The sequence below is a fragment of the Nocardia sp. N2S4-5 genome (assembly GCF_044628355.1).
GTDB classification, from domain to species: Bacteria; Actinomycetota; Actinomycetes; order Mycobacteriales; family Mycobacteriaceae; genus Nocardia; species Nocardia wallacei_B.
Map to the genome: position 1 here is coordinate 3,569,516 of NZ_JBIUPM010000001.1, position 19,065 is coordinate 3,588,580.

At 67.6% G+C, this 19,065-nt stretch carries 19 protein-coding genes and 1 pseudogene; 13 read left to right on the plus strand and 7 right to left on the minus strand.

From position 1 onward, the window contains the following. The first annotated feature begins 1 nt into the window (after position 1). Positions 2-295 (plus strand): 4a-hydroxytetrahydrobiopterin dehydratase, encoded by a 294-nt coding sequence (locus tag ACFMRZ_RS16260; protein WP_280273010.1) that lies wholly within the window; start codon positions 2-4, stop codon positions 293-295. Here the strand turns inward: ACFMRZ_RS16260 and ACFMRZ_RS16265 are convergent. After that, positions 237-1,529 carry a mannosyltransferase gene (locus ACFMRZ_RS16265; RefSeq protein ID WP_400182882.1) on the minus strand — a complete coding sequence of 431 codons (1,293 nt, stop codon included), beginning with the start codon at positions 1,527-1,529 and terminating at the stop codon, positions 237-239. The two genes, ACFMRZ_RS16260 and ACFMRZ_RS16265, sit on opposite strands and share 59 nt — an antisense overlap. Before the next feature lie 228 nt (positions 1,530-1,757). Here ACFMRZ_RS16265 and ACFMRZ_RS16270 point away from each other — a divergent pair, with 228 nt between their 5' ends. Together ACFMRZ_RS16270 and ACFMRZ_RS16275 are read left to right on the plus strand one after the other, a co-directional pair. Beyond that, positions 1,758-2,576, plus strand: a complete 819-nt coding sequence (locus ACFMRZ_RS16270; RefSeq protein WP_400179808.1) for a hypothetical protein — start codon at positions 1,758-1,760, stop codon at positions 2,574-2,576. 174 nt (positions 2,577-2,750) lie between these two features. Continuing rightward, complete coding sequence (locus ACFMRZ_RS16275) at positions 2,751-3,065, plus strand: hypothetical protein (protein WP_280273015.1); 315 nt, start codon at positions 2,751-2,753, stop codon at positions 3,063-3,065. Here the strand turns inward: ACFMRZ_RS16275 and ACFMRZ_RS16280 are convergent, their stop codons facing one another. Continuing rightward, entirely contained in the window at positions 3,066-3,788 is a 723-nt protein-coding gene (locus ACFMRZ_RS16280) for a DUF1906 domain-containing protein (protein WP_400179809.1), read from the minus strand. A gap of 871 nt (positions 3,789-4,659) precedes the next feature. On the opposite strand from ACFMRZ_RS16280, the gene ACFMRZ_RS16285 reads away from it, so the two are divergent. After that, entirely contained in the window at positions 4,660-4,905 is a 246-nt protein-coding gene (locus ACFMRZ_RS16285; RefSeq protein ID WP_400179810.1) for a hypothetical protein, read from the plus strand. Between the two features lie 471 nt (positions 4,906-5,376). Here the strand turns inward: ACFMRZ_RS16285 and ACFMRZ_RS16290 are convergent, their stop codons facing one another. Further along, complete coding sequence (locus tag ACFMRZ_RS16290; protein ID WP_400179811.1) at positions 5,377-6,723, minus strand: hypothetical protein; 1,347 nt, start codon at positions 6,721-6,723, stop codon at positions 5,377-5,379. A 187-nt stretch (positions 6,724-6,910) separates the two neighbouring features. Here ACFMRZ_RS16290 and ACFMRZ_RS16295 point away from each other — a divergent pair, with 187 nt between their 5' ends. The 3 genes from ACFMRZ_RS16295 to ACFMRZ_RS16305 all read left to right on the plus strand — a co-directional run bounded on the left by ACFMRZ_RS16295 (position 6,911) and on the right by ACFMRZ_RS16305 (position 9,355). Further along, a complete protein-coding gene (locus tag ACFMRZ_RS16295; protein ID WP_400179812.1) occupies positions 6,911-7,570 on the plus strand; it encodes a hypothetical protein in 660 nt (219 codons plus the stop codon). A 301-nt stretch (positions 7,571-7,871) separates the two neighbouring features. Next, the gene (locus ACFMRZ_RS16300; RefSeq protein ID WP_400179813.1) at positions 7,872-8,378 is read left to right on the plus strand and encodes a hypothetical protein; all 507 of its coding nucleotides are present in this window, start codon (positions 7,872-7,874) and stop codon (positions 8,376-8,378) included. A gap of 17 nt (positions 8,379-8,395) precedes the next feature. Then, positions 8,396-9,355, plus strand: a complete 960-nt coding sequence (locus tag ACFMRZ_RS16305) for a hypothetical protein (RefSeq protein WP_400179814.1) — start codon at positions 8,396-8,398, stop codon at positions 9,353-9,355. 63 nt (positions 9,356-9,418) lie between these two features. Here ACFMRZ_RS16305 and ACFMRZ_RS16310 read toward each other — a convergent pair whose 3' ends face one another. Both ACFMRZ_RS16310 and ACFMRZ_RS16315 read right to left on the minus strand, forming a co-directional pair. Beyond that, positions 9,419-10,543, minus strand: coding sequence for a hypothetical protein (locus ACFMRZ_RS16310; RefSeq protein ID WP_400179815.1), 1,125 nt, complete (start codon positions 10,541-10,543; stop codon positions 9,419-9,421). Positions 10,544-10,710: 167 nt separating this feature from the next. Continuing rightward, positions 10,711-11,301: a CHAP domain-containing protein gene (locus ACFMRZ_RS16315; RefSeq protein WP_400179816.1), complete on the minus strand. Its 591-nt coding sequence runs from the start codon at positions 11,299-11,301 to the stop codon at positions 10,711-10,713. A 475-nt stretch (positions 11,302-11,776) separates the two neighbouring features. Here ACFMRZ_RS16315 and ACFMRZ_RS16320 point away from each other — a divergent pair, with 475 nt between their 5' ends. The 5 genes and pseudogenes from ACFMRZ_RS16320 to ACFMRZ_RS16340 all read left to right on the plus strand — a co-directional run bounded on the left by ACFMRZ_RS16320 (position 11,777) and on the right by ACFMRZ_RS16340 (position 16,123). Beyond that, positions 11,777-12,427 (plus strand): ABC transporter permease, encoded by a 651-nt coding sequence (locus tag ACFMRZ_RS16320; protein WP_400182883.1) that lies wholly within the window; start codon positions 11,777-11,779, stop codon positions 12,425-12,427. Then, positions 12,420-13,603, plus strand: a pseudogene (locus tag ACFMRZ_RS16325) (ABC transporter ATP-binding protein). The gene ACFMRZ_RS16320 and the pseudogene ACFMRZ_RS16325 overlap by 8 nt, the downstream one beginning before the upstream one ends. After that, positions 13,600-14,358, plus strand: a complete 759-nt coding sequence (locus ACFMRZ_RS16330) for an ABC transporter permease (RefSeq protein WP_280273065.1) — start codon at positions 13,600-13,602, stop codon at positions 14,356-14,358. The pseudogene ACFMRZ_RS16325 and the gene ACFMRZ_RS16330 overlap by 4 nt, the downstream one beginning before the upstream one ends. Next, positions 14,355-15,368: a glycine betaine ABC transporter substrate-binding protein gene (locus ACFMRZ_RS16335; protein ID WP_400179817.1), complete on the plus strand. Its 1,014-nt coding sequence runs from the start codon at positions 14,355-14,357 to the stop codon at positions 15,366-15,368. Before ACFMRZ_RS16330 ends, ACFMRZ_RS16335 begins: the two co-directional genes overlap by 4 nt. A 32-nt stretch (positions 15,369-15,400) precedes the next feature. Further along, the gene (locus ACFMRZ_RS16340) at positions 15,401-16,123 is read left to right on the plus strand and encodes a helix-turn-helix domain-containing protein (RefSeq protein ID WP_400179818.1); all 723 of its coding nucleotides are present in this window, start codon (positions 15,401-15,403) and stop codon (positions 16,121-16,123) included. 4 nt (positions 16,124-16,127) lie between these two features. On the opposite strand, the gene ACFMRZ_RS16345 is transcribed toward ACFMRZ_RS16340, so the two are convergent. Then, positions 16,128-16,643 (minus strand): hypothetical protein, encoded by a 516-nt coding sequence (locus ACFMRZ_RS16345; RefSeq protein WP_280273068.1) that lies wholly within the window; start codon positions 16,641-16,643, stop codon positions 16,128-16,130. 219 nt (positions 16,644-16,862) lie between these two features. Between ACFMRZ_RS16345 and ACFMRZ_RS16350 the strand changes: the two genes are divergently transcribed. Beyond that, positions 16,863-17,561, plus strand: coding sequence for a respiratory nitrate reductase subunit gamma (locus ACFMRZ_RS16350; RefSeq protein WP_400179819.1), 699 nt, complete (start codon positions 16,863-16,865; stop codon positions 17,559-17,561). Here the strand turns inward: ACFMRZ_RS16350 and ACFMRZ_RS16355 are convergent. Continuing rightward, the gene (locus ACFMRZ_RS16355) at positions 17,558-18,928 is read right to left on the minus strand and encodes an ABC1 kinase family protein (RefSeq protein ID WP_400179820.1); all 1,371 of its coding nucleotides are present in this window, start codon (positions 18,926-18,928) and stop codon (positions 17,558-17,560) included. The two genes, ACFMRZ_RS16350 and ACFMRZ_RS16355, sit on opposite strands and share 4 nt — an antisense overlap. Positions 18,929-19,065 lie beyond the last annotated feature (137 nt).

A 19,065-nucleotide genomic window follows, 5' to 3' on the forward strand; every position in this document is an offset into this window, starting at 1 on the left:
TATGAGCACCCCACTACTGTCCGAGGACGAGATCCGGACCGCGCTGAAGGAACTGCCCGACTGGACCCACACCGGAAACAGCATCGCCCGCACCGTCGAGGCCCCGTCCTTCCTCGCCGGAATCGAGCTGGTGCGCCGGGTGGCAGGCGAGGCCGAAGCCGCCGGCCATCACCCCGACATCGATATCCGGTGGCGCCGCGTCACCTTCACGCTGTCGACGCACTCCGAGGGCGGGCTCACCCGCCTGGATGTGGCACTGGCACGCGAGATCGATCGGCTGGCGCAGGAGAGTTGAGCGCCCGCCGCCGCCCGGCCCGGATCAGCCAGAGGTAGAACACGACCACGCCGATCACGTCGACCGCACCGAGCCAGGACAGGATGCCGGGCCGGGAGATGGTCCAGATGGTCGGCTGGGCGAACGACAGCACCCAGGGCAGCCCGATCAGCGTGGTCACCAGCCAGTACCCCGCGATTATCCGCGCGCCCGCCACCTCGCGCAGCGGCCCGTAGAGCAGCCACAGCACCACCGGCAGCAGCCATACCCAGTGATGTGACCAGGAAATCGGCGACACCAGCAGCCCGAACAGCTGCACCACCAGCAGCGCGCCCAGCCGGTCGCCGGATTCCAATGCGCGCCAGGCGAAGAAGGCCAGCACCGCCAGCACGACCACACCACCGAGCCACCACGGCCCGAACGGCACCCGGTGCCCGCCGATATGCCAGGGCGCACCCGCGTCGTAGCCGAGGAGTCGGGTCAGCGCGCCTCGCAGCGACTGGTTCCACACCGAGCCGACCGGGCCGATCCGGTTCGCGTCGCCGATGAGCGGGCCGAAATATGTCCGGGTCTCCCCCGGAGAGATCGCGAAACTCACACCGATCGTCGCCGCGAACACCACCGCCGCCCACACCGCGCTCGCCCACCGCCGCTGGGTGAGGAAATACAGCCCGGTGACCGCGGGCGTCAGCTTCACCCCCGCCGCGATTCCCACCAGCAGGCCGGACAACCACCAGGCCGTGTAATAGGCCGCGGCCATCCCGGCCAGCACCAAGAACACATTGACCTGCCCGTAGTCCATGGTGGTCCGGGTCGGTTCCAGCCACAGTCCCACCGCGGTCCAGCCGATCGCGGCCGTGCGCCAGCGGCTTTCCCGCGCGGCCGCGCCGAGCAGCATCGCGAAGCTGATCCGCACCACCGCGTACAGTGCCGCCGCGATCAGCAGCAGCCAGACCACCGCGACCAGCGTGAACGGCAGGAAATGCAGCGGATAGAACACCACGGCCGCGAAGGGCGGATAGGTGAACGGCAGCGGGAAGTCCGGAGTCTTCTCCGCGTAGGTGTAGTCGAAGAGGTGGCCGCTGCCCAGGCTCGCCGCGCCGTCGACGTACACGTGCAGGTCGACGAGGTTCATTCCGTTGGGCGCCAACAGCATCCACAGCATCCGGGCCAGCACCGACAGGATCAGCGCGGTGAGAGCGATCCGGCGGGGGTGTCGGTTCACGGCACGCAGACTTTCCGTTTCGGTTGGCAGGCCGGGACAAGGGTACCGGCGTGGCACGTCGCTCCCGCAGCCACGCGGAGTTATCGTCCGTGAACGGCGGCAACCCGACGACCGCCGCCTGTGACATCGCACCACGGCTGTACAACACGGCGGCTCTATCCCTAAAGTGACGCAAGCGATGCGGCCGCATCGCCGGATGAAGTACCCGAGGTAAGGACGGCTACACCAGTGCTTCGCAACAGAGGATCGCGGTTCGCAATGTCCGCACTGGCCCTCGCGGCCGGTGCCACTGTCGCCGCGTCGACCGCTGTCGCTGCTCCGGCGCCGAAGCAGGACGCACCGGCCGCCGTTCCGCTGATCCCCGAGGGTGTGCCGATCGACGCGATCGCCAACCTGGCCCCCGCCATCGTCGGCGCGGCCGCGACCGCCGGCAATATCGCGGCGCCCGCCCAGCAGGGCATTCTCGACCAGGCCCAGCAGATCCTGAACTCGGCCAACCTGCCGCCGCAGGTGAAGCAGGCGCTGCAGGCCATCATCAAGTTCCTCGACGGCAGCGGCGGTGGCGGCCCCGACATTCCGGAGAACGGCCCGGCCATCGCCCAGTTCCTCTACCCGACCATCGGCAAGGGCTGCATCGGCCCCGGCGCCGATTCGGTCGGCACCGCGCTGGCCGTACCCGGCCCCGCCGAGCTACCCCCGCCCGGACCGGCCGCCGGCCAGACCGGTTTCGTGTTCACCGCGCTGGGCACCAAAGGCCTGACGCCGCAGCAGAATCCGCCGATGTCGGTGCAGTGGCTCAACCTGGACACCCGGCGCACCGCCACTCAGCCGCTGACCGACGAGGCGCACATCAACCCCGACGGCCCGGCCACCCTGTCCGCCATCGCCGACACCGGCCCCGGTCGTGTGATCGCCGTGGTCGCGGGCTCCCTGACGACGCAGCCGGCCGCCGACGAGGCGCCGATCACCTGCTCGTTCCTGCCGACGCTGGGCTTCTTCGTGGTCCCGCAGACCGCTCCGGCCGCGCAGGCCCAGGCTCCCGCGCCGCAGGCGCAGAGTCAGCAGTCGCAGCGGTAGTTCCAGGCCCGGAGACGTCGCCAATGCGACACTCCGGGCTTTTCGCACGCAATAGCCGGACGACCCGTCACGGGCTGTGGTAGACCGCTAGTCATGGCGACTGTCGATCAGCTCGAACGATCCACAGGTTCCACTCGATCGGTGCCCCGCGGGCCCCGATCCGGCAAGTCGGTGATGTCCCGGCGCTCGTTCAGATCGGTGCTGTCCACCCGCTCGAACCGGTCCATCCTGTCGATCCGATCCGAGGGCTCGATCCTGTCCATCGGCTCGGCCTATTCGATCCTGTCGGTCGGCAGCGTGGGCTCGGTGCTGTCGGTCGGGTCGATCGGTTCCTTCTTCAGCCTGGGCTCGGCGTTTTCCGGCCTGTCCCGCTGGTCGCTGTTCTCCTGGATGGGCGTGCGCGAGGCCCCCGAGGCCCGCCCCACGCTCACGGTCGTCGCCGACGAACCGGACCTGTGCGAGGACCCCACCTGCCACTGCCAGACGTAATCAGAACCACTGGCCGTACTCCGGGGTGAGGATGGCGTTCACATCGACACCCACACCCCCGACCGACCGCTCATCGATCTCGAACTGATGCAGATTGGCGGCCGGGTGCACGAACCCGTCCGGCGTGCCCCAATCATGTTGCCAGAACCACGAACCCAGCCCCGCCGCCCGAGCCAGCTCGATGGTGGGCGCGTTGGCGTAGACCCCCACGTTCTCGTTGCCGAGCACCGATTGCCAGCCCGCCAGATAGGGCGCGATCATGGTGGCGAAATCGGCCGCGGACGGATTGTCATCGATGGAGGCATAGATGGGCACGCCCTCGGGCCCACCCGCCGCACTATGCAGAGCCAGACCACGTTCGGCATGCTGCTTGCCCGCCTCCAGCCCCCCACGCCAATCCGCCGTAGACCCCTTGCCGTACTGGTAGCAGGACACGACCGAGAGCCCGGCCGCCCGCAACGCCTCGACCTCCTCCGCCAGCAACGGCTTCCCCGCCATCCACTCCGCCCCCGGCCGCCGATCCGAAACGTACCGAATCACCCCCACATGCCCCGCCGCGCGAATGGCATCGGCGGCAGGCACGGCCCCCGCGTAATCGAGCAACGTCCCCAGCCGACTCCCCGTAGCGGCAACGCTCGGAGCAAGCGCGGACAACCCGGCAACAGTGGCAGCACCCGCGGCCACCCCGAAAAGAGCCCGCCGAGACATAGCAGCAGAACGCATCGAAGTACCCCTTCGCACCCTGGTGGTCGTGCATCTCGCCAGGCGCGGAACGCCCAGCGCTGGCCGATAGAACCGATCAGCGGAGCAACCCAGCATGCCCGGCGCACCTTCCCCATAAAGCGCGCGCCCGGCAGCCTCGAACGTCGCCCCATTTCACCACAAGCACAGGGGAACCGCCAGACCCATCAAACCCACCAACCCCACAAGCAACAGGCCTCAGCCCCACCACCACGCCCCCTCACCCAACTAAACCCCCACCCAACTCCCGCGGCCCCTCGAGCAACTCCCCAACGCCACGCAACTCCCCCCACCCCCACGCAACTCCCCCACCCTCAAGCAACTCCCCAACCCCCCACACCCCTTAGGCAACCTCCAACCCCCACGCAACTCCCCAACCCCGGCCTGCTCCCAAACCCTCACCCAACTCCCCAACTCTCGCGCAACTCCTCAACCCTCACACCACTCCCCGCCCTCGAGCACTCCTCAACCCGCACACCACTCCCCCGCCCTTAAGCACTCTTCAACCCGCACGCAACTCTTCCCACCCTCACGCAACCCCCTCCGCCAAAAACCTCCCCATAGCACGCCAACCCCAAAGGTTTTCGGCGCGGCTCGGTTTTCGGGTGCCGCTGCGTCGCGACGAAGGAGCAAGCAGCGGCACCCGAAAACCGAGCCACAGGGCGCCGAAAACCCGCCGCAGCGAAGCGGAGGCCAAAAATACAGCCGTCCCACCCCACAACCACGCCAACCAGCAACCGCCCCAACCCCCCCACCCCGTCGATGATCGCCGAGTCACCCCTGGAATTATCGGTTGTTGCCATGCCACGTCCGCTGATAGAACAGTGTGAGATCCCGCGACAGAAGGAACCCCATGCGCCGAACAATTCCCGCGCCGGTACGCCGCACCCTGGTTGTAGCGCTCATCGCCGCGGCGATCGGAGCACCGAGCGCAGTGACGGCGATTGCCGAGGCACAGCCGACTCCGGATGACGGCTTCTGCATCGATGAAAACACACGCGTGCACAACGGCTTACGCATCAATGACCCCACCTGCATTCACGACCACACCCGCTTCCACAATCACGAGCGCTTCCACCTTCCGCCAACTCATCCGTGAACCCGACAACCTCCCGAAGCCGAGCGGGAGGTAGAACCGTAGGTTGCGCTCATCCGAGGTCCCGAAAACGCCCCGTCCGTATCGGGAGACGTCCACTCCCAGGCACAAATTCCGTGATACCACGCGCCCGGTTATTCAGTCGCCCAACAGAATTCGTTCCCTGAGAAGGTCGGTTTCCGCGCGGCCGAACATCGGCCGCTCGAGCACCTTGATGCGGTTGACGTGCCCACCTACACGCGGTCGATACGCCCTGATGCGACCACTGCCGCCTACTTACACGATGCAGGCTACGGCCACCCGGACATCGAGTCTCACCCGATCGACGGCGCACGGCTACCGCGATCGCGGCTATTCGCAAATCGTGTGCCACATGGGCCGCGCCGATCCCGTACAGGGTCCCCGCACCGATGGATGCAGTCGTGTCTGCTGTGCACCAGCCCGCGCATCCGACCCACTCCTGGTACCCGAATGTCAGACCAGCTGTAGCGCTTTCATCTCGGCATCAAGCCTCCGAGCGACCTCCGAACCAGGCGCCCGCATATGCACCAGAGTGCGAGCGTTATGCAGTTGCCCAGAGACTCGGGCAGACCCCGCAGCCGCCTCGGCTTTGGCACCCGCCAGGATCTCGGAAAGGCCGGCGTCGAGATTCCCGGCATCGACATGGATAGTGCCGAGCAGGATATGGGAAGCCGCACGATCGCGGACGGCCTCCAACCGCAACGATTCCTCTGCGGCTCGAACGGCCGCGGTGAGGTCGCCGATCTGGTGCAACGCCTTCGCTCGCATACGGGCGATGTGCCCGGGTGTACAGAAGTAGGCCGGCGACTGCGCAGGGTTACGTGGCGTGGTCACGTCGAATCCCTCCGCACGGGTCAACGCGGCCCGGGTATCGGATGCGTGCCCTGCCTTCGCGTTCGCGAGCGCAGCGATGCCGGCAGTGTGCGCGCACAGCAGCGGGTCGCCGGACCGGGAGGCGCGCCGCTCGGCGGCGGCGGCCTGGTCGGCAGCGACGGATGCCCGGCCGATTTCCTCGGTCATACCTGACCATTCCGCCATCGCCATCGCACCCGCAGCGTCATCGTCGACTTCATCCGCGGCGTCGCGCGCAATCTCGAAGTGTTCCGCTGCCATTTCGGCACGGCCCAGATCGAACAGCTGCCAGCCCGCCGACGTGGATATCTTGCTGCGCAGCGATTTCAGCCTTTGCTCCAACGGGTCTCGCGTTCCGGTGAGCAACGCATCAGCGATATCGACTTGGGTCAGGGTTGTTCGGATCGCGGCCTGCGGGCCCAGCAGATCGTCCTGCAGTCGCGCCTGGTTGAGCATCGCCTCGATGTTGTCGAGCACTGCGGCATCAGCGCGCCGAGGCATCGTGACGGCGCGGATGGTTCGTTCCACCTCGTCAGAGCTGAGCGCAGCCGTGATCGCGGGCGCTGCTGCCGTCAGGACGGCGATTGCTCTCATCAGCTCTCGGCGCTGCACCTCGTCAACCTCCTCGCCACCCCAATTCCAGCGTAGGGCAGCTTCAACACCCGTACCAGTTTGCGAGATTTTCGCTCTCGCCGCGCGAGGGTTGTACAACCCTAGTTCCGCAGCCGTGGCCTGAAATGTCTGCTCCAAGGCTCGGCGGTATCCCGTCGTCGGCCACCTCGTCGTTCCGCTCACGAGACGCCGTATCGTTTCGTCGTCGTACGCACCCGGTTTGCCGGTGATCTGCTCGTACGCGGCGTTTACCCGCTCGGCAACTTCCCGCCGCTTCCAGTCACGCTGCTCGATCAGTCGTTCGAGCCGGCGGTTTCTCCGGTCTGGCGAATCCATCGGATGCCCTTCCCCACATCTATCCAGACAGTAATGCGAAACGGCACCCCGCAACTTCGTTCCAGGAAGTTGCGGGTGAAGTTGCCCTACCGCTACCAACTCTCCCCGATCAGGCTCAAATGTGTGCCCCGGATGGGAAATTCGCCCGCTGGTGGCCTAACCGGACCCGCCGAGCTGAGAGGAAGTCATGGGTTCCGACGAAGAGAACGTGGCCACGCCCACTGCCGCATGCCTGGTCCGAAGCGACGTGTCGGGCCTCGAAACGCCCCGGAACGCGATACTCGCGCAGGACCACGCCGCCGAGCTGGGGTACATCTGCCTCTACACGGTGCGCCCACCCGCCCACCATCCCGACCCGATCGGGTATGGGTTGGGAATCGCAGCGGGCCTCGGCGTCGATGCGATCGTCGCGTACGACCTCGACACGATCGACAACATGCCGTCCAGGATCTGTGAGTCGTTCATTCTGGAGACAGTCCGACCGCCGAACACGTGGCCCGTTGCGCTTCCAAGCCTCGCGGACCGTGAACACGCGTATCTCGACCATCCACTCACCGTGGTCGAAGCCCAGCGAATTATGCAGCAGCACATCGGATGTCGTGCTGATTCCTGTCGGCGCAAGTCGAGCGCGTACAGGTGCCTGGTGCGGGAGGGAAAGATCGTCCCGCCGGTGGAGACGCTGCGGGAGCGAGCCGCGGCACGGGGTATCCCGTACTGGTCGTCGGCCGCATCGTTGCCGCCGTCCGGCGTTGATATTCAGATGTTGATAGCCGTGCTCGATGGGCTGGCGGCCGATGCCGAAGAACATGTGTCCTCGGTTCGCTTGTCGCCGGGTTCCGAGGGGTAGGGCAGACCATGGGCTGGTGGCGCAAGGACATGGCCGGTCGGACCGTGGACGAAATCCGAGAGCGGCTCGCGCGTGAGCAGCAGGCAGTTGATTGGACACATCAGGCCCCGGCTGAGCCACTGACTACGAACCACGCACATCGGATCATGCAGCAGCACCGGGACTGCCCAGTGGAGGACTGCCCACGAAAGAGCGCTGCGTGGTACACGCTTGTCCGAGCCGGGAAGATCAAGCCTGACAGTGGACGAAACTACTAGGCTCCCAGCCCGACTCACACCACCGCGAAGAGAGGCAGCCGGACGTGACTGATGATCAACTCGGGTTCGACATTCCCATCGAAACCTCCGCCGAGAAGACATCTTGGCAGGAATGGGTCGACCCTGATCGGCAGGATCGGCAGGCACGGGCGTTTCTCCGTCGTGCGGAACTCGGGCCACTACCTCCTACTCCGTGGGAACGTTACGGCGACGACATGGGGATCACGAAGCTTAATAACGTTGTGTATGAGCTGTTCCCGACTGTGGAAGCAGTGAGCGCTCCCTCCAATCGAGAGATTGCCGATGAATTGGTATGCCTGATCGGTGCGTGGTTTGCGAAGTATCGCGGCGCGGAATGGGTGGACGTGACGGGGCTACCACCCGGCACCTACGTCGATACCACAGCATTCCATCTTTACCGCGACTTCCGACCCGCCCTCGCATTCACTGATTTCGGTCCGAGAACATTCGCTGCCGAATTTCTCGTCGACCACATCATCGGTGGGGACCGTGAATTCTTCGATATCACAGTCGATATCGATCATCTGTAATGTGATGCGGGGGATCCATGGGGGATGGATACAGCAGCGACCGAGGGGGACCCGATCGCGACAACAACCGGGCTGGACGCGCGTTCGAACGCGGCTGTGACGACTACTACCGAGACCGCGAGCACGGCTATGTCAGCCCTTCCCGCGACTACACCAGCAGCCAGGGGGAAACGGCCCGCTACGACAAGGCCCGTGACAAAGACGGGCGCACCATCGAAGAGAAGTCCGGACGGGTCGGCGGTGACAAGGACGAGAAGCAATTCCGGGTCGCTCGAGAAATGTTGGAAAGAGGAGAGATTCAGCATCACACGTTGCGGAGAGTCGACGGTGAGCGAGTCGAAAAAGGTGCGCGGGAACTCATCGACGGTTTGAAACGCGACTTCCCGGACCGTTTCACCGAGCAGGTTATTCCGCGTCATGTAGCCCGCGAGATTCTCGCTCGTGGCATGGCGCGGGAACCGGGCCGGCAGCTCGAATTGCCCGGCGTCGGAGAGAGAGCCCGCCAACAACGGGCACGGCAACGGGCGAAGGCGCGGGAGGAACGCGAGCGGGAGGAACGGGCACGGGTTCAGAAGGAAGCGGCCGACCGAGTGGCGCGGGAGTTCGCGGACAAGTACAGGGCGTTGCTGTACCAGGGTCGGGAGGAAGCCGAGAAGAATTCTGCACGGGCGCGGGAGGAAGCTGAGGTAGCCGAGAGGTCGAGGCAAAGGGAGCGTGACCAGGCCGACGAAAGAGCGAGACAAAAACAGCGTGAAGCGGCCGATCGGCTCGCGGAGCACGCACAGCGCGCCCGAGAAGCGGCAGCCAAGGGCCAACCGGGCGAGATGGTCCGTGAAATAGCCGACATGATGCGGGTCAGCCGACCCACGCCCGGCACCGAATCACCGCACCGCGAACCACCACAGGCCAGTCAGCATCGCGGTGGGCGGGAGTGTCGTGGCCGAGAGCGCGGCCAGGAACGTGGACGGGGCAGGTAGGGGAACTCGGGCGCAGCAGAAACCTGCGGAGCTGATCCGAAGGGCCTCGCTTCCCACGCCGCCCTACACAGAGTCGATACGACTCTCCACGTCGATGGTGCGCCCGGCAGGGTCAGCCAACTCGCCCCGGATAACCGCCGCGACCTGCGTAGCGATCTGCTGTCGGATGTGCCCGACCCGGCCCAGCGCCTTGGCCCGCCACCCCTCGGCCCGCAGGTCGACGGAGATGGTGTCGGGGTCGGGGGCGGAAGTGTCGATGACGATCAGCAGGGGGTCGGCGGCGCGGGCTACGAGGACGAGCGGGATTTCCACCTCGGCCCGGTAGCGGTTGGCTTTGAGGACGTCGACGGTGATGTCCAACCCCACGGGGATCACCAGATCGAACGACACCGGATCCACGCCCTCCCGCTCTGCCAGACGCGGCACCCGAACCGCGCCCTTCACCTCCACCGTCGCCGCCTCGCGCGGCCCGGTGCGCAACGGCCCGATCTCGATGGCCCGACCGGCGAGCCGATCCACCACCTCGCGCACCCGCCTCGCGGTAACGATGAGCGGGAAGAACCGCCGACCGAACTCGTCGTAGCCGATCCAGTCGAAGCTCTCGCGCGCCAGATGCTCGGACCGCGTGCCGTTCATGATCGCCTCGACATCGAACACCCGTCCGCGCCGCGCGGCGGGGTCGGCGAGGATGGCGTTGAGCCGGTTGGCGACCTCGCGCTGCACCAGCACCGCGATCGGATCCAGCAGCAGTTCGAAAGCCGCGCCGATGGCCTGGGCCCGCACCACGAAGCTGACGTCGCGCGCGCTGACCCGTGGAATGTCGATGACGATCAGCAGCGGCGCCGCGGTGCGGGCGTGCAACGTCAGGTCGATCTCGACGATCGCCTCCAGCCGCAGCCGCTGGCCGCCCAGGGTAATGGTGACGTGCAGCGATACCGGTACCCGCACCTCGAAGGTGACCTGCGGCCCGCTGCGCGCGATGACCGGTTTGCCCACGCTGCCCTCGGCGACGAACCCGGCCAGCCCGGCGGGACCGACCGAGAACGGCCCGATCGTCATCCCGCGCCCGGCCATCCCGGACACCGCGGCCTCGATGCGCGCCCGCGTCACCGCGTGCCGGACGAAACGCTCACCGAACTCCGCGTAATCGATCCAGGTGGATGGGTCTTGCCGAATGGACTGTCGCATGAGCTCCCTCGCCGTGCGATGCAGATCCCCGCCCTGCCGATGAGGGGACAGCAGGACAGGGACCGCGACGGCGGCGCTGCCGGGCACCGCCGGGTTCATCGTAGGCCGAGGTGTGCGCGATGCACCTCACCCACCAGTCGGTAATAGCCCCCGCGGGCGGAAACGTTTCATGAACGACCGAACCCGACCATACCCGGTACCTCGGCCCGGACGTAATGGTGAATCCTGATATCGCCCTGCTCGTTTCCCCCGATCGTGGTGAGGGTGGTGGCGTCGGCGGCGAGCACGATGTTGGTGTGCTGACCGAACGGGCTGCTGCCGTCGTAGAGCACCACATCGCCGGTGCGGGGCAGGTAGCCGGAATCGGCGGGTGCGAACCGCTGCTCGGACTCGTAATACTCCTGGAGTGTGTAGACGCCGGGTATGCGCCACGACCCCGAGTTCGGGTTCGCCAGCGGCATTCCGGCCTCCCGGAGCACCCAGCTGACGAAGTCGGCGCACCATGCCTCCTCGACGCCTTCGGCGTATTTGCGCCCGTCGCCGGGGTGGGCGTACTCGGCGCGCGCCACGGCGACGATCCGAGCCCGGCCGGGGTCCAACCCGGAGGAGTCGATATCGGGAAAGTCCGTGAGCTGCTCACCGGCGATCGGCCGCGGGCTCGAACTCTGCTGCCACCACACCGCCCCACCCGCCGCGACAACGGCGAGCACGAACACCACCCCCGCCACGAGCCACCGCGATCGCGTGCGTCCTGTCATCTCCGCTCCCTCCCCAAGGCCGTCACAGAGTAAGACGACGGAGAGAGCGCCGAGGTTCCCGATGCGGTGACAGTGAACGAAACCGGCGGTCGGTGAGAGCGCATCGACCGCCGGCCCGCTGCCGCCGGAGCGGCCGCACACCCTATCGGCACGTGCCGTCCGCACCGGCATGATGCGGTCGTCTGCTCGTGCCGTCCCCGCCGGGCACCACTGGCCGCACTGCGTAGGACGGCCAGGTGAGCATCCCGAGCCGCCGGGCCGACCGTCAAGGGGCAAAGCTGTCCCAATTTGTCCCGGTTGCGCCATCATCCGGCGCCCGCCGACGGATCGACCAGGGCCGCAGCCCAATTCGCCGCGGTACCCGAGAGCGTCCGGACCGGGTGGCGCTACCGCGACAAACCCTCGGAAATGCCATACCGTCCCTGCTGTGTCGCTACACTCTGCCCGGACGTCGAGGATGCGGGAGGGCTAAACCCTGGACACGCTGTGGACCTTCGTCGTCGACCATCGAAACCAACTGCTGACCGACTCCTACCTGCATATCTCCGCGGTCGTGCAGTCGGTGCTGCTCGCCACCGTGGTGGCCGTGCTGGTCGGCATCGCGGTGCATCGCAGTCCGTGGGGTTCGGCGCTGTCCACGGCGGCCGCCAGCATCATCCTGACGGTTCCCTCGTTCGCCCTGCTGGGCCTGCTCATTCCCGCCCTCGGCCTGGGCGTCGCGCCGACCATCGTGGCCTTGGTGCTGTACGCCCTGCTGCCGATCCTGCGCAACACCATCATCGGCCTGGCCGGCGTCGACCCGGCCGTCGCCGACGCCGCACGCGGCGTGGGCATGAATCGCCTGCGCATCCTGGCCCGCATCGAGTTGCCGCTGGCCTGGCCGTCGATCCTGGCCGGCATCCGAGTCAGCACCCAGTTGAGCATGGGCATTCTCGCCATGGCCGCCTACGCCAAGGGCCCGGGCCTGGGCAACCTGATCTTCTCCGGCCTGGCCCGGCTCGGCAGCCCGACCGCGGTGCCGATGGCGCTGACCGGCACGGTGCTGATCATCGTGCTGGCGCTGGTGCTCGACGCCGTACTCGTCCTCGTCGGCCGTCTCACCACTCCGAGGGGAATCCGTGACTGATACCGCGCCCGCCGCCGAGCATCCCCCCGCCGAGATCGTGCTCGACTCGGTGACCAAACACTATCCGGGACAACCCGACCCGGCCGTGGACAACATCTCGCTCACCATTCCCGCCGGGGAGATCGTGGTGTTCGTGGGCCCGTCGGGCTGCGGCAAGACCACCACCATGCGCATGATCAACCGGCTCATCGAGCCGACGTCCGGCACCATCACCATCGCCGGGCGCGACGTGACCGCGGTGAACGCCGACCAGCTGCGCCGGCAGGTCGGCTACTCGATCCAGCAGGCCGGGCTGTTCCCACACATGACGGTGGCGCGCAATATCGCGACGGTGCCCGGACTGCTCGGCTGGAATCGCGCCCGGATCGCCGCCCGCGTCGACGAGATGCTCGAACTGGTCGGGCTGGACCCCGGCACCTTCCGCAACCGCTATCCGCGCCAGCTGTCCGGCGGGCAGCAGCAGCGCGTCGGCGTGGCCCGCGCCCTGGCCGCCGACCCGCCGGTGCTGCTGATGGACGAGCCGTTCGGCGCCGTCGACCCGATCACCCGCGGCCTGCTGCAGGACGAGCTGCTGCGCCTGCAGGCCGAACTGCACAAGACGATCGTGTTCGTCACCCACGATTTCAACGAGGCGGTCAAGCTCGGCGACCGGATCGCGGTGCTGGGCAATCAATCTCGGATCCTCCAGTACGACACCCCCGCCGCCGTCCTGGCCGAACCGGCCGACGAGACCGTGGCCGGATTCGTCGGCGCCGACGCCGCACTCAAGCAGCTCACGCTGGTCCGGGTGCAGGACGTCGATCTCGGGCAGTGCCCCACCGCCGTCGAGACGGACGACGTGGAACCGCTGCGCGAAGCGCTCGCCGCGCGGGAGTGGAAATGGGGCCTCGTACTCGACGCCCAGCGCCGCCCGCTGCGGTGGGTCTCGGACGCGCTGCTGGCCCAGGCCACATCGCTGCAGGCGGTCGGGCTGCCCGTCACCGGCACGGTCGCGCTGCGCTCGTCGCTGCAGGGGCGCTCGAGGTGCTGCTGGCCGAGAGCAACGCCCACGCCGTCGTGACCGGCCGCCGCGGCGAATACGCGGGCCTGATCACCATCGACACCCTGGTGGCGCACCTGTCCGAGATGCGCGCCGAACACACCAGCGCCACCACCGAACCGGGCCCGCAACCATGAGCGTCGCCACTCGCCACCCGGAGCGACGGGCCGAACGCATCCGCTTGTTCGCCCAGCCGGTGCTGGCGCTCGCGCTGGCCGTCGGCGTGCTCTGGTGGGGATTCGGCCGGACACTGACCGCCACCCAGCAGGCCAGCATGAACGCCGACAATATCGCCACCGCCACCCGCCAGCACCTGGTCATCACCCTGACCGTCATCGTGATCGTCGTGGTGGTGGCGGTGCCGCTGGGCACGCTGCTGACCCGCGGCCGGTACCGGCGGGTGGCGCCGCTGTTCGTGGGGATCGCGAATCTGGGTTCGGCCGCGCCCACGATCGGCCTGATCGTGCTGACCTATCTGTGGACCGAGAAGACCGGCTTCTGGGTCGGCGTCGGGCCGATCGCGCTGTATTCGCTGCTTCCGGTGCTGCGCAACACCATCCTGGGCTATCAGCAGGTGGATCCGACGCTCGTGGACGCCGGGCGCGGCCAGGGCATGTCGGCCGTTACCGTGTTGCGCCGCATCGAGTTTCCGCTCGCGGTGCCCTACATCCTGGCCGGACTGCGCACCTCGCTGGTGCTGGCGGTCGGCACCGCGACGCTGTCGTTCCTGGTCAGCGCGGGCGGTCTGGGCATCCTGATCGACACCGGCTACAAGCTGCGCGACAACGTGACACTGTGGGTGGGCGCCCTGCTCGCCGTCGCCCTCGCGCTCCTGGTGGACTGGCTCGGCGCCCTCGCGGAACGATTCCTCGGACCGAGGGGGCTGCGATGAGCACTCCGCGCCAGCCCACGACGACACGGCGGCCTGTCTCTGTGTGGGGCAAGGCGATCGCCGCGCTGGCCGCGGTCGGGTTGCTGCTGTGCGGTTGCGGGCTGGAAGCGGGCGGGGCGGTGCCGCTGCGGGTCGGGCCCGGCAGCATCCAGCCCGTCCCGGAACTCGACGGTGTGCGAATCATCGTGGGCTCCAAGGACTTCACCGAGCAGATCATCCTGGGCTACCTGATCGAATTCGCCCTCACCGCCGCCGGCGCGGAGGTCCGCGACCTCACCGCCATCACCGGTTCCAACAGCCTGCGCGATGCCCAGCTGCACGGCCAGGTCGACGTCGCGTTCGACTACACCGGCACCGGCTGGATCAACTACCTCGGCAACGAGAACCCGGTCCCCGACTCGGTCGCGCAGTTCGAGGCGGTGCGCGACCAGGATCGCACCGAGCACGGCATGGTGTGGGCCGACCTCGCGCCGATGAACAACACCTACGCGCTGGTCACCAGCGCCCCGGCCCAGCAGCGGACCGGCGCCACCACCCTGTCGGACTACGCCCGCCTGGTGAACACCGACCCCGGCACCGGATCCACCTGCGTCGGTACCGAATTCAGTGTCCGGCAGGACGGCTTCCCCGGCCTGGTCCGCAAGTACGGCGTCGATACGGGCAAGGTGCACAAGCAGGTCATGCAGGATTCGCTGGTGTACCCGGCGACGGCCGGCGGCACCTGCCAGTTCGGTTCGGTGGCGGCCACCGACGGCCGCATCCCGGCACTGGACCTGAAACTGCTCGACGACGACCTGAAGTTCTTCCCGAAGTACAACGCTGCGCTGGTGATGCGGGAGTCCTTCGCCACCGCACATCCGCAGGTCGCCGAGGTCATGGCCCCGATAACGCGACTGCTGACCAACGAGAGCATCACCGAGCTCAATCGCAAGGTGGACGTCGAGGGCCAGGAGCCGGCCGACGTCGCCCGCGACTGGCTGGTCGCGCAGGGGTTCGTCACCGCACGCTGAAAACGATTCGCTGCCCGGCGGAGGAGGTGTCAGTGGCCGCAGCACATTCGGCGATCGCCGCCTACTTGCGTGAACGCCGAGAAGCGGCCGCTCTGACCCGCGCCGAGCTGGCCCAGCGAGCGGGCCTGTCCGCGGCGCTGATCCAAAAGATCGAGCAGGGCACCCGAGCGCCGACCTCGACCGCCCTGGGCGCCATCTTCGACGTGCTGCGCGTGCCGGCGCAGATGCGCGATCACGTGCTGTATCTACTGCGGAAGGATCTCACCGGCACCGAACCCGGCTGCGAGACACCCGAACCCGCGGATCTCACCTTCCTGCACAGCCTGCCGTACCCGGCCTGCTTCCAGACCATCCCCGGCCACGAGCTGATCGCCGTGAACGACGCCTACCGGGACGTGTTCCCCGGCCTGGAGCCGGGATCCAACATCATCATGTGGATGATGCTCGATCCCGTTGCCCGGCAGGTGATGCCGAGCTGGGAGCGCGAGGCCGGGCTGATGGTCTACTCGTTCCGGGTGATGGCGCCCGGACTGGTCGACCCGGCGCGCATCGAGGAGATCGTGCGGGTGTGCCGCAAGGCGCCGGAGTGGGAGCGGCTGTGGGCCGCGGAGGTGCCGCCGGAGGACATTCCCCGCGCACCGGTCCCGCTGCGCTCACCCGGTTCCGAGACGGTGCGGTTCATGCACGTACACCTGCTCAAGTTCGAGCTGCCCCGGCGGCCGTGGTGGATCTATTCGCTGGTGCCCGACGAGTGAGCCCTCAGGCGACGGCCGTGCGCAGCGCCAGCCAGCCGCCGCCCGGCTCGGCGAATCCGTGGTACATCAGCGGAATGCGTTGGTCCACACCGAAATAGCGGTACACGGCCAGCATCGCCTGCCGGACCGAGTAATCCTCGAAGTCGTCGATGCGGCGCGGGCCGATCGGATGTTCGGGCAGCATCGATAGTCGCGCCAGTTCGGCCGGATCACCGGTGTCCAGCCCGAGCGGGCCGTCGGCGATGTAGTGGTCGTGGTACACGGTGCGCAGTCCGGGAGCGGACGCGTGGGCGGAGTCGAATTCGAGCAGCCGGGGCCGGGCGCCGGGCAGGTGCCGCGCCTCGACCGACGCGATCAGTTCCGGATCCGGGCGGGGCGCGTCGTCGACCGGCGCCTGCTCCAGCAGGTGCAGCATGCAGGCCCCGCGCACGCGCGGCTCGGGGACGAGGAACAGGCTGATCATCGGCGCACGGGACGCCGACCCGGTCAGACAGATTCTGGTGTGCGACGGATCCGACATAGCGGGCTCCTGGGGACGAGGGCCGTTACCCACTTCGAATGGTGCCACAATTCCACCGGCACCAGCGCGGATTCGCCGGAGTGGGCATTCCTGCGGCGATTGGGGGTCAGGGTGTGCCGATGGCACGCGCCGGTAGGTGTCTTTGGTCCCTAGCTCGGGGTTTGCTCCTCTGCGAGCGTGTGCACCAGTTCCCCTCACTCCGGAAGGCGATGACGGACCGTGCCGGTTCTGTTCTGGATCGTCCTGCCCTACGGCGCCCTTCTGTCTTTCGTACTCGGCAATGTGTGGCGATATCGCTACGACCGATTCCAGCCGGCGGGTTGCGGACCGGACATCGACCGGATGGAACGCTACGGCGCCGACGCCTTTCGCCTCGGGACGGTCCTCGTGCTGGCCGCCCGCGCCACCGATGTCATCGCCTCCGGACCGCACGACCATCCGCGCGGCGCCCTGCACGGAATCCTCGTCGTGGTCGAGATGGTGGCGGGGCCGATCGCCGCGGCCGGGGCCGTCTTGGTGTTCCTGCCGCCGATGATCGCCGGCGCCCATCGCGCTCCGGTCACCCCACTGGACCGGCTGACGCTCCCGGTCCTCACCGCGGTCGCGCTGTCCGGCATCCTGGTCCGCGTCGACCCGAATTACACCAGCGGCAATTACCGTCTCGCGGAAACCCTGTTCCCTTGGGCCCGTTCGCTTTTCACCCTGCACCCGAACCCCGCGGCGATGGCCCACGCTTCCGCCCTGTACCAGTTCCGAGCCCTGATCGTGCTCCTGCTGATCGGTATCTGGCCCTACACCCGCCTCGCCGGAATCTTCGCGGGCCCGGTGGTCCGTTACGCCGGCAGACGCCGCGCCGACCTCGCCCGGCTCGTGCCCCTACCCGGCAATTCGGGCATCGGCTTCCGAAGCCGCGGCTAGCGGCTCGCCCGCCACTGGGCGGTGACGCGACCGATTTCGGTCGACGGGGGTTCGTGGTAGAGCCATTCACGGGCCAGGCGGTGCCAATTATTGGTGCAGACGAGTTGGCCGAGGGCGGCGAAGGTGAACAGGTCGGCGCGGCGGGAGAAGACGTGCTCGGCGGGCAGGTGCTGCCGGCGCATGCCGCGGAAACTGGCCGCGCGCGGGTCGATGGCGAGAACCACTGCGCCGGTGGCGAGTTCGGGGGTGATGGTGATCTCCTCGTCGAGCAGGTGCCAGCCGGCCGCGGCCCAGACGTACTCCATGCATTCCTGCGGGGACACGCCCGCGTCCGGGTCGATGATGCCGCGGCCGACCCACATGTCGTACAGGTCCGAGGCCCGTTGTTCGCACGCCGTGCGCATGGCCGTGCGCTCGGCCTCCACGAATACCCCGTCCATGGTGTTGTAGAGCCCGAAATCCACGAAGGCGAGCCGGCCGTCGGCGGCGAGCAGGATATTGCCGGGATGCGGATCGCCGCAGAATTCGTAGTCGGCGAAGATGGGCGTGATGTAGAAGCGATAGATCAACTCACCGATCCGGTCCCGGTCGGCCTCCGGCAATTGCCGCATCTCCGAAAACGATTTGCCCGCGACGAATTCCGTCACGAGTACGTGCGGCCCACAGCATTCCTCGACGCTGTCGGGAACGGTGATGAACGGATGATCCCGGTAGCGCGTCGCCACCCGGTGCTGCGTCCGGGCCTCGCGCACGTAGTCGAGTTCGGTGCCGATATTGCGCGCGATCTCGTCCAGCACGTCCTCGTCGGCCGCGCTCGGCAGAATGGACTTCCACAACCTGCTGATCATGGCCAGATTGCGCATATCCGATTCGACGGCCTCGTCCACGCCCGGATACTTCACCTTGACCGCGACCGTGCGGCCGTCGCGCAGCGTGGCCCGATATACCTGGCCGATCGAGGCGGCCGCGACCGGGGTCTCGTCGAAATCGGCGAAAACCCGTCCGAGCGGCCCGAGATCGGCCTCGAGCACCGCCCGCATCTGCTCGAACGGCACCGTCGGCGCCTGGTCGCGGAGTTCGGCGAGTTTGACGCGGAACATCTCGCGATGCGATTCCGGCAGCAGATCGACGTCGAGCACGGAGAGCATCTGCCCCAATTTCATCGCCGCGCCCTTCATCGCGCCGAGCACCGTGACGAATTGCTGCGCCGCCTGCAGCGTGGCCCGTTCGGCGAGAACCTGCCGGGCCTGCTCGGGACGTCCGATCATGGACAGCCGGGTCCCGACCCCGCGGACGGCCTGCCCGGCCGCGAGCCGGCCCATTCTGCTCCCCCGCACGAAACGCCCCTTGGGCACTCGACCGGCCACTACCGCACCTCCACTGGCAACGCTGCCTGTTCCCGTTCACCCACATTCCACCCCATCGAGGCGGCACGGGGCCGGGAATCGGCAAGTACGGCGAACCGACCAACAGGTTCTCGGTGCGGATTCCGCCACGGTGCGGC

What these genes read in the sequence shown, in the direction of transcription:
- ACFMRZ_RS16285 (WP_400179810.1), top strand. Translation starts at nt 4,660, where the DNA reads ATGCGCCGAACAATTCCCGCGCCGGTACGCCGCACCCTGGTTGTAGCG.
- ACFMRZ_RS16335 (WP_400179817.1), top strand. Translation starts at nt 14,355, where the DNA reads ATGAGCACTCCGCGCCAGCCCACGACGACACGGCGGCCTGTCTCTGTG.
- ACFMRZ_RS16260 (WP_280273010.1), top strand. Translation starts at nt 2, where the DNA reads ATGAGCACCCCACTACTGTCCGAGGACGAGATCCGGACCGCGCTGAAG.
- ACFMRZ_RS16345 (WP_280273068.1), bottom strand. Translation starts at nt 16,643, where the DNA reads ATGTCGGATCCGTCGCACACCAGAATCTGTCTGACCGGGTCGGCGTCC.
- ACFMRZ_RS16295 (WP_400179812.1), top strand. Translation starts at nt 6,911, where the DNA reads ATGGGTTCCGACGAAGAGAACGTGGCCACGCCCACTGCCGCATGCCTG.
- ACFMRZ_RS16270 (WP_400179808.1), top strand. Translation starts at nt 1,758, where the DNA reads ATGTCCGCACTGGCCCTCGCGGCCGGTGCCACTGTCGCCGCGTCGACC.
- ACFMRZ_RS16310 (WP_400179815.1), bottom strand. Translation starts at nt 10,543, where the DNA reads ATGCGACAGTCCATTCGGCAAGACCCATCCACCTGGATCGATTACGCG.
- ACFMRZ_RS16330 (WP_280273065.1), top strand. Translation starts at nt 13,600, where the DNA reads ATGAGCGTCGCCACTCGCCACCCGGAGCGACGGGCCGAACGCATCCGC.
- ACFMRZ_RS16315 (WP_400179816.1), bottom strand. Translation starts at nt 11,301, where the DNA reads ATGACAGGACGCACGCGATCGCGGTGGCTCGTGGCGGGGGTGGTGTTC.
- ACFMRZ_RS16280 (WP_400179809.1), bottom strand. Translation starts at nt 3,788, where the DNA reads ATGCGTTCTGCTGCTATGTCTCGGCGGGCTCTTTTCGGGGTGGCCGCG.
- ACFMRZ_RS16275 (WP_280273015.1), top strand. Translation starts at nt 2,751, where the DNA reads ATGTCCCGGCGCTCGTTCAGATCGGTGCTGTCCACCCGCTCGAACCGG.
- ACFMRZ_RS16305 (WP_400179814.1), top strand. Translation starts at nt 8,396, where the DNA reads ATGGGGGATGGATACAGCAGCGACCGAGGGGGACCCGATCGCGACAAC.
- ACFMRZ_RS16290 (WP_400179811.1), bottom strand. Translation starts at nt 6,723, where the DNA reads ATGGATTCGCCAGACCGGAGAAACCGCCGGCTCGAACGACTGATCGAG.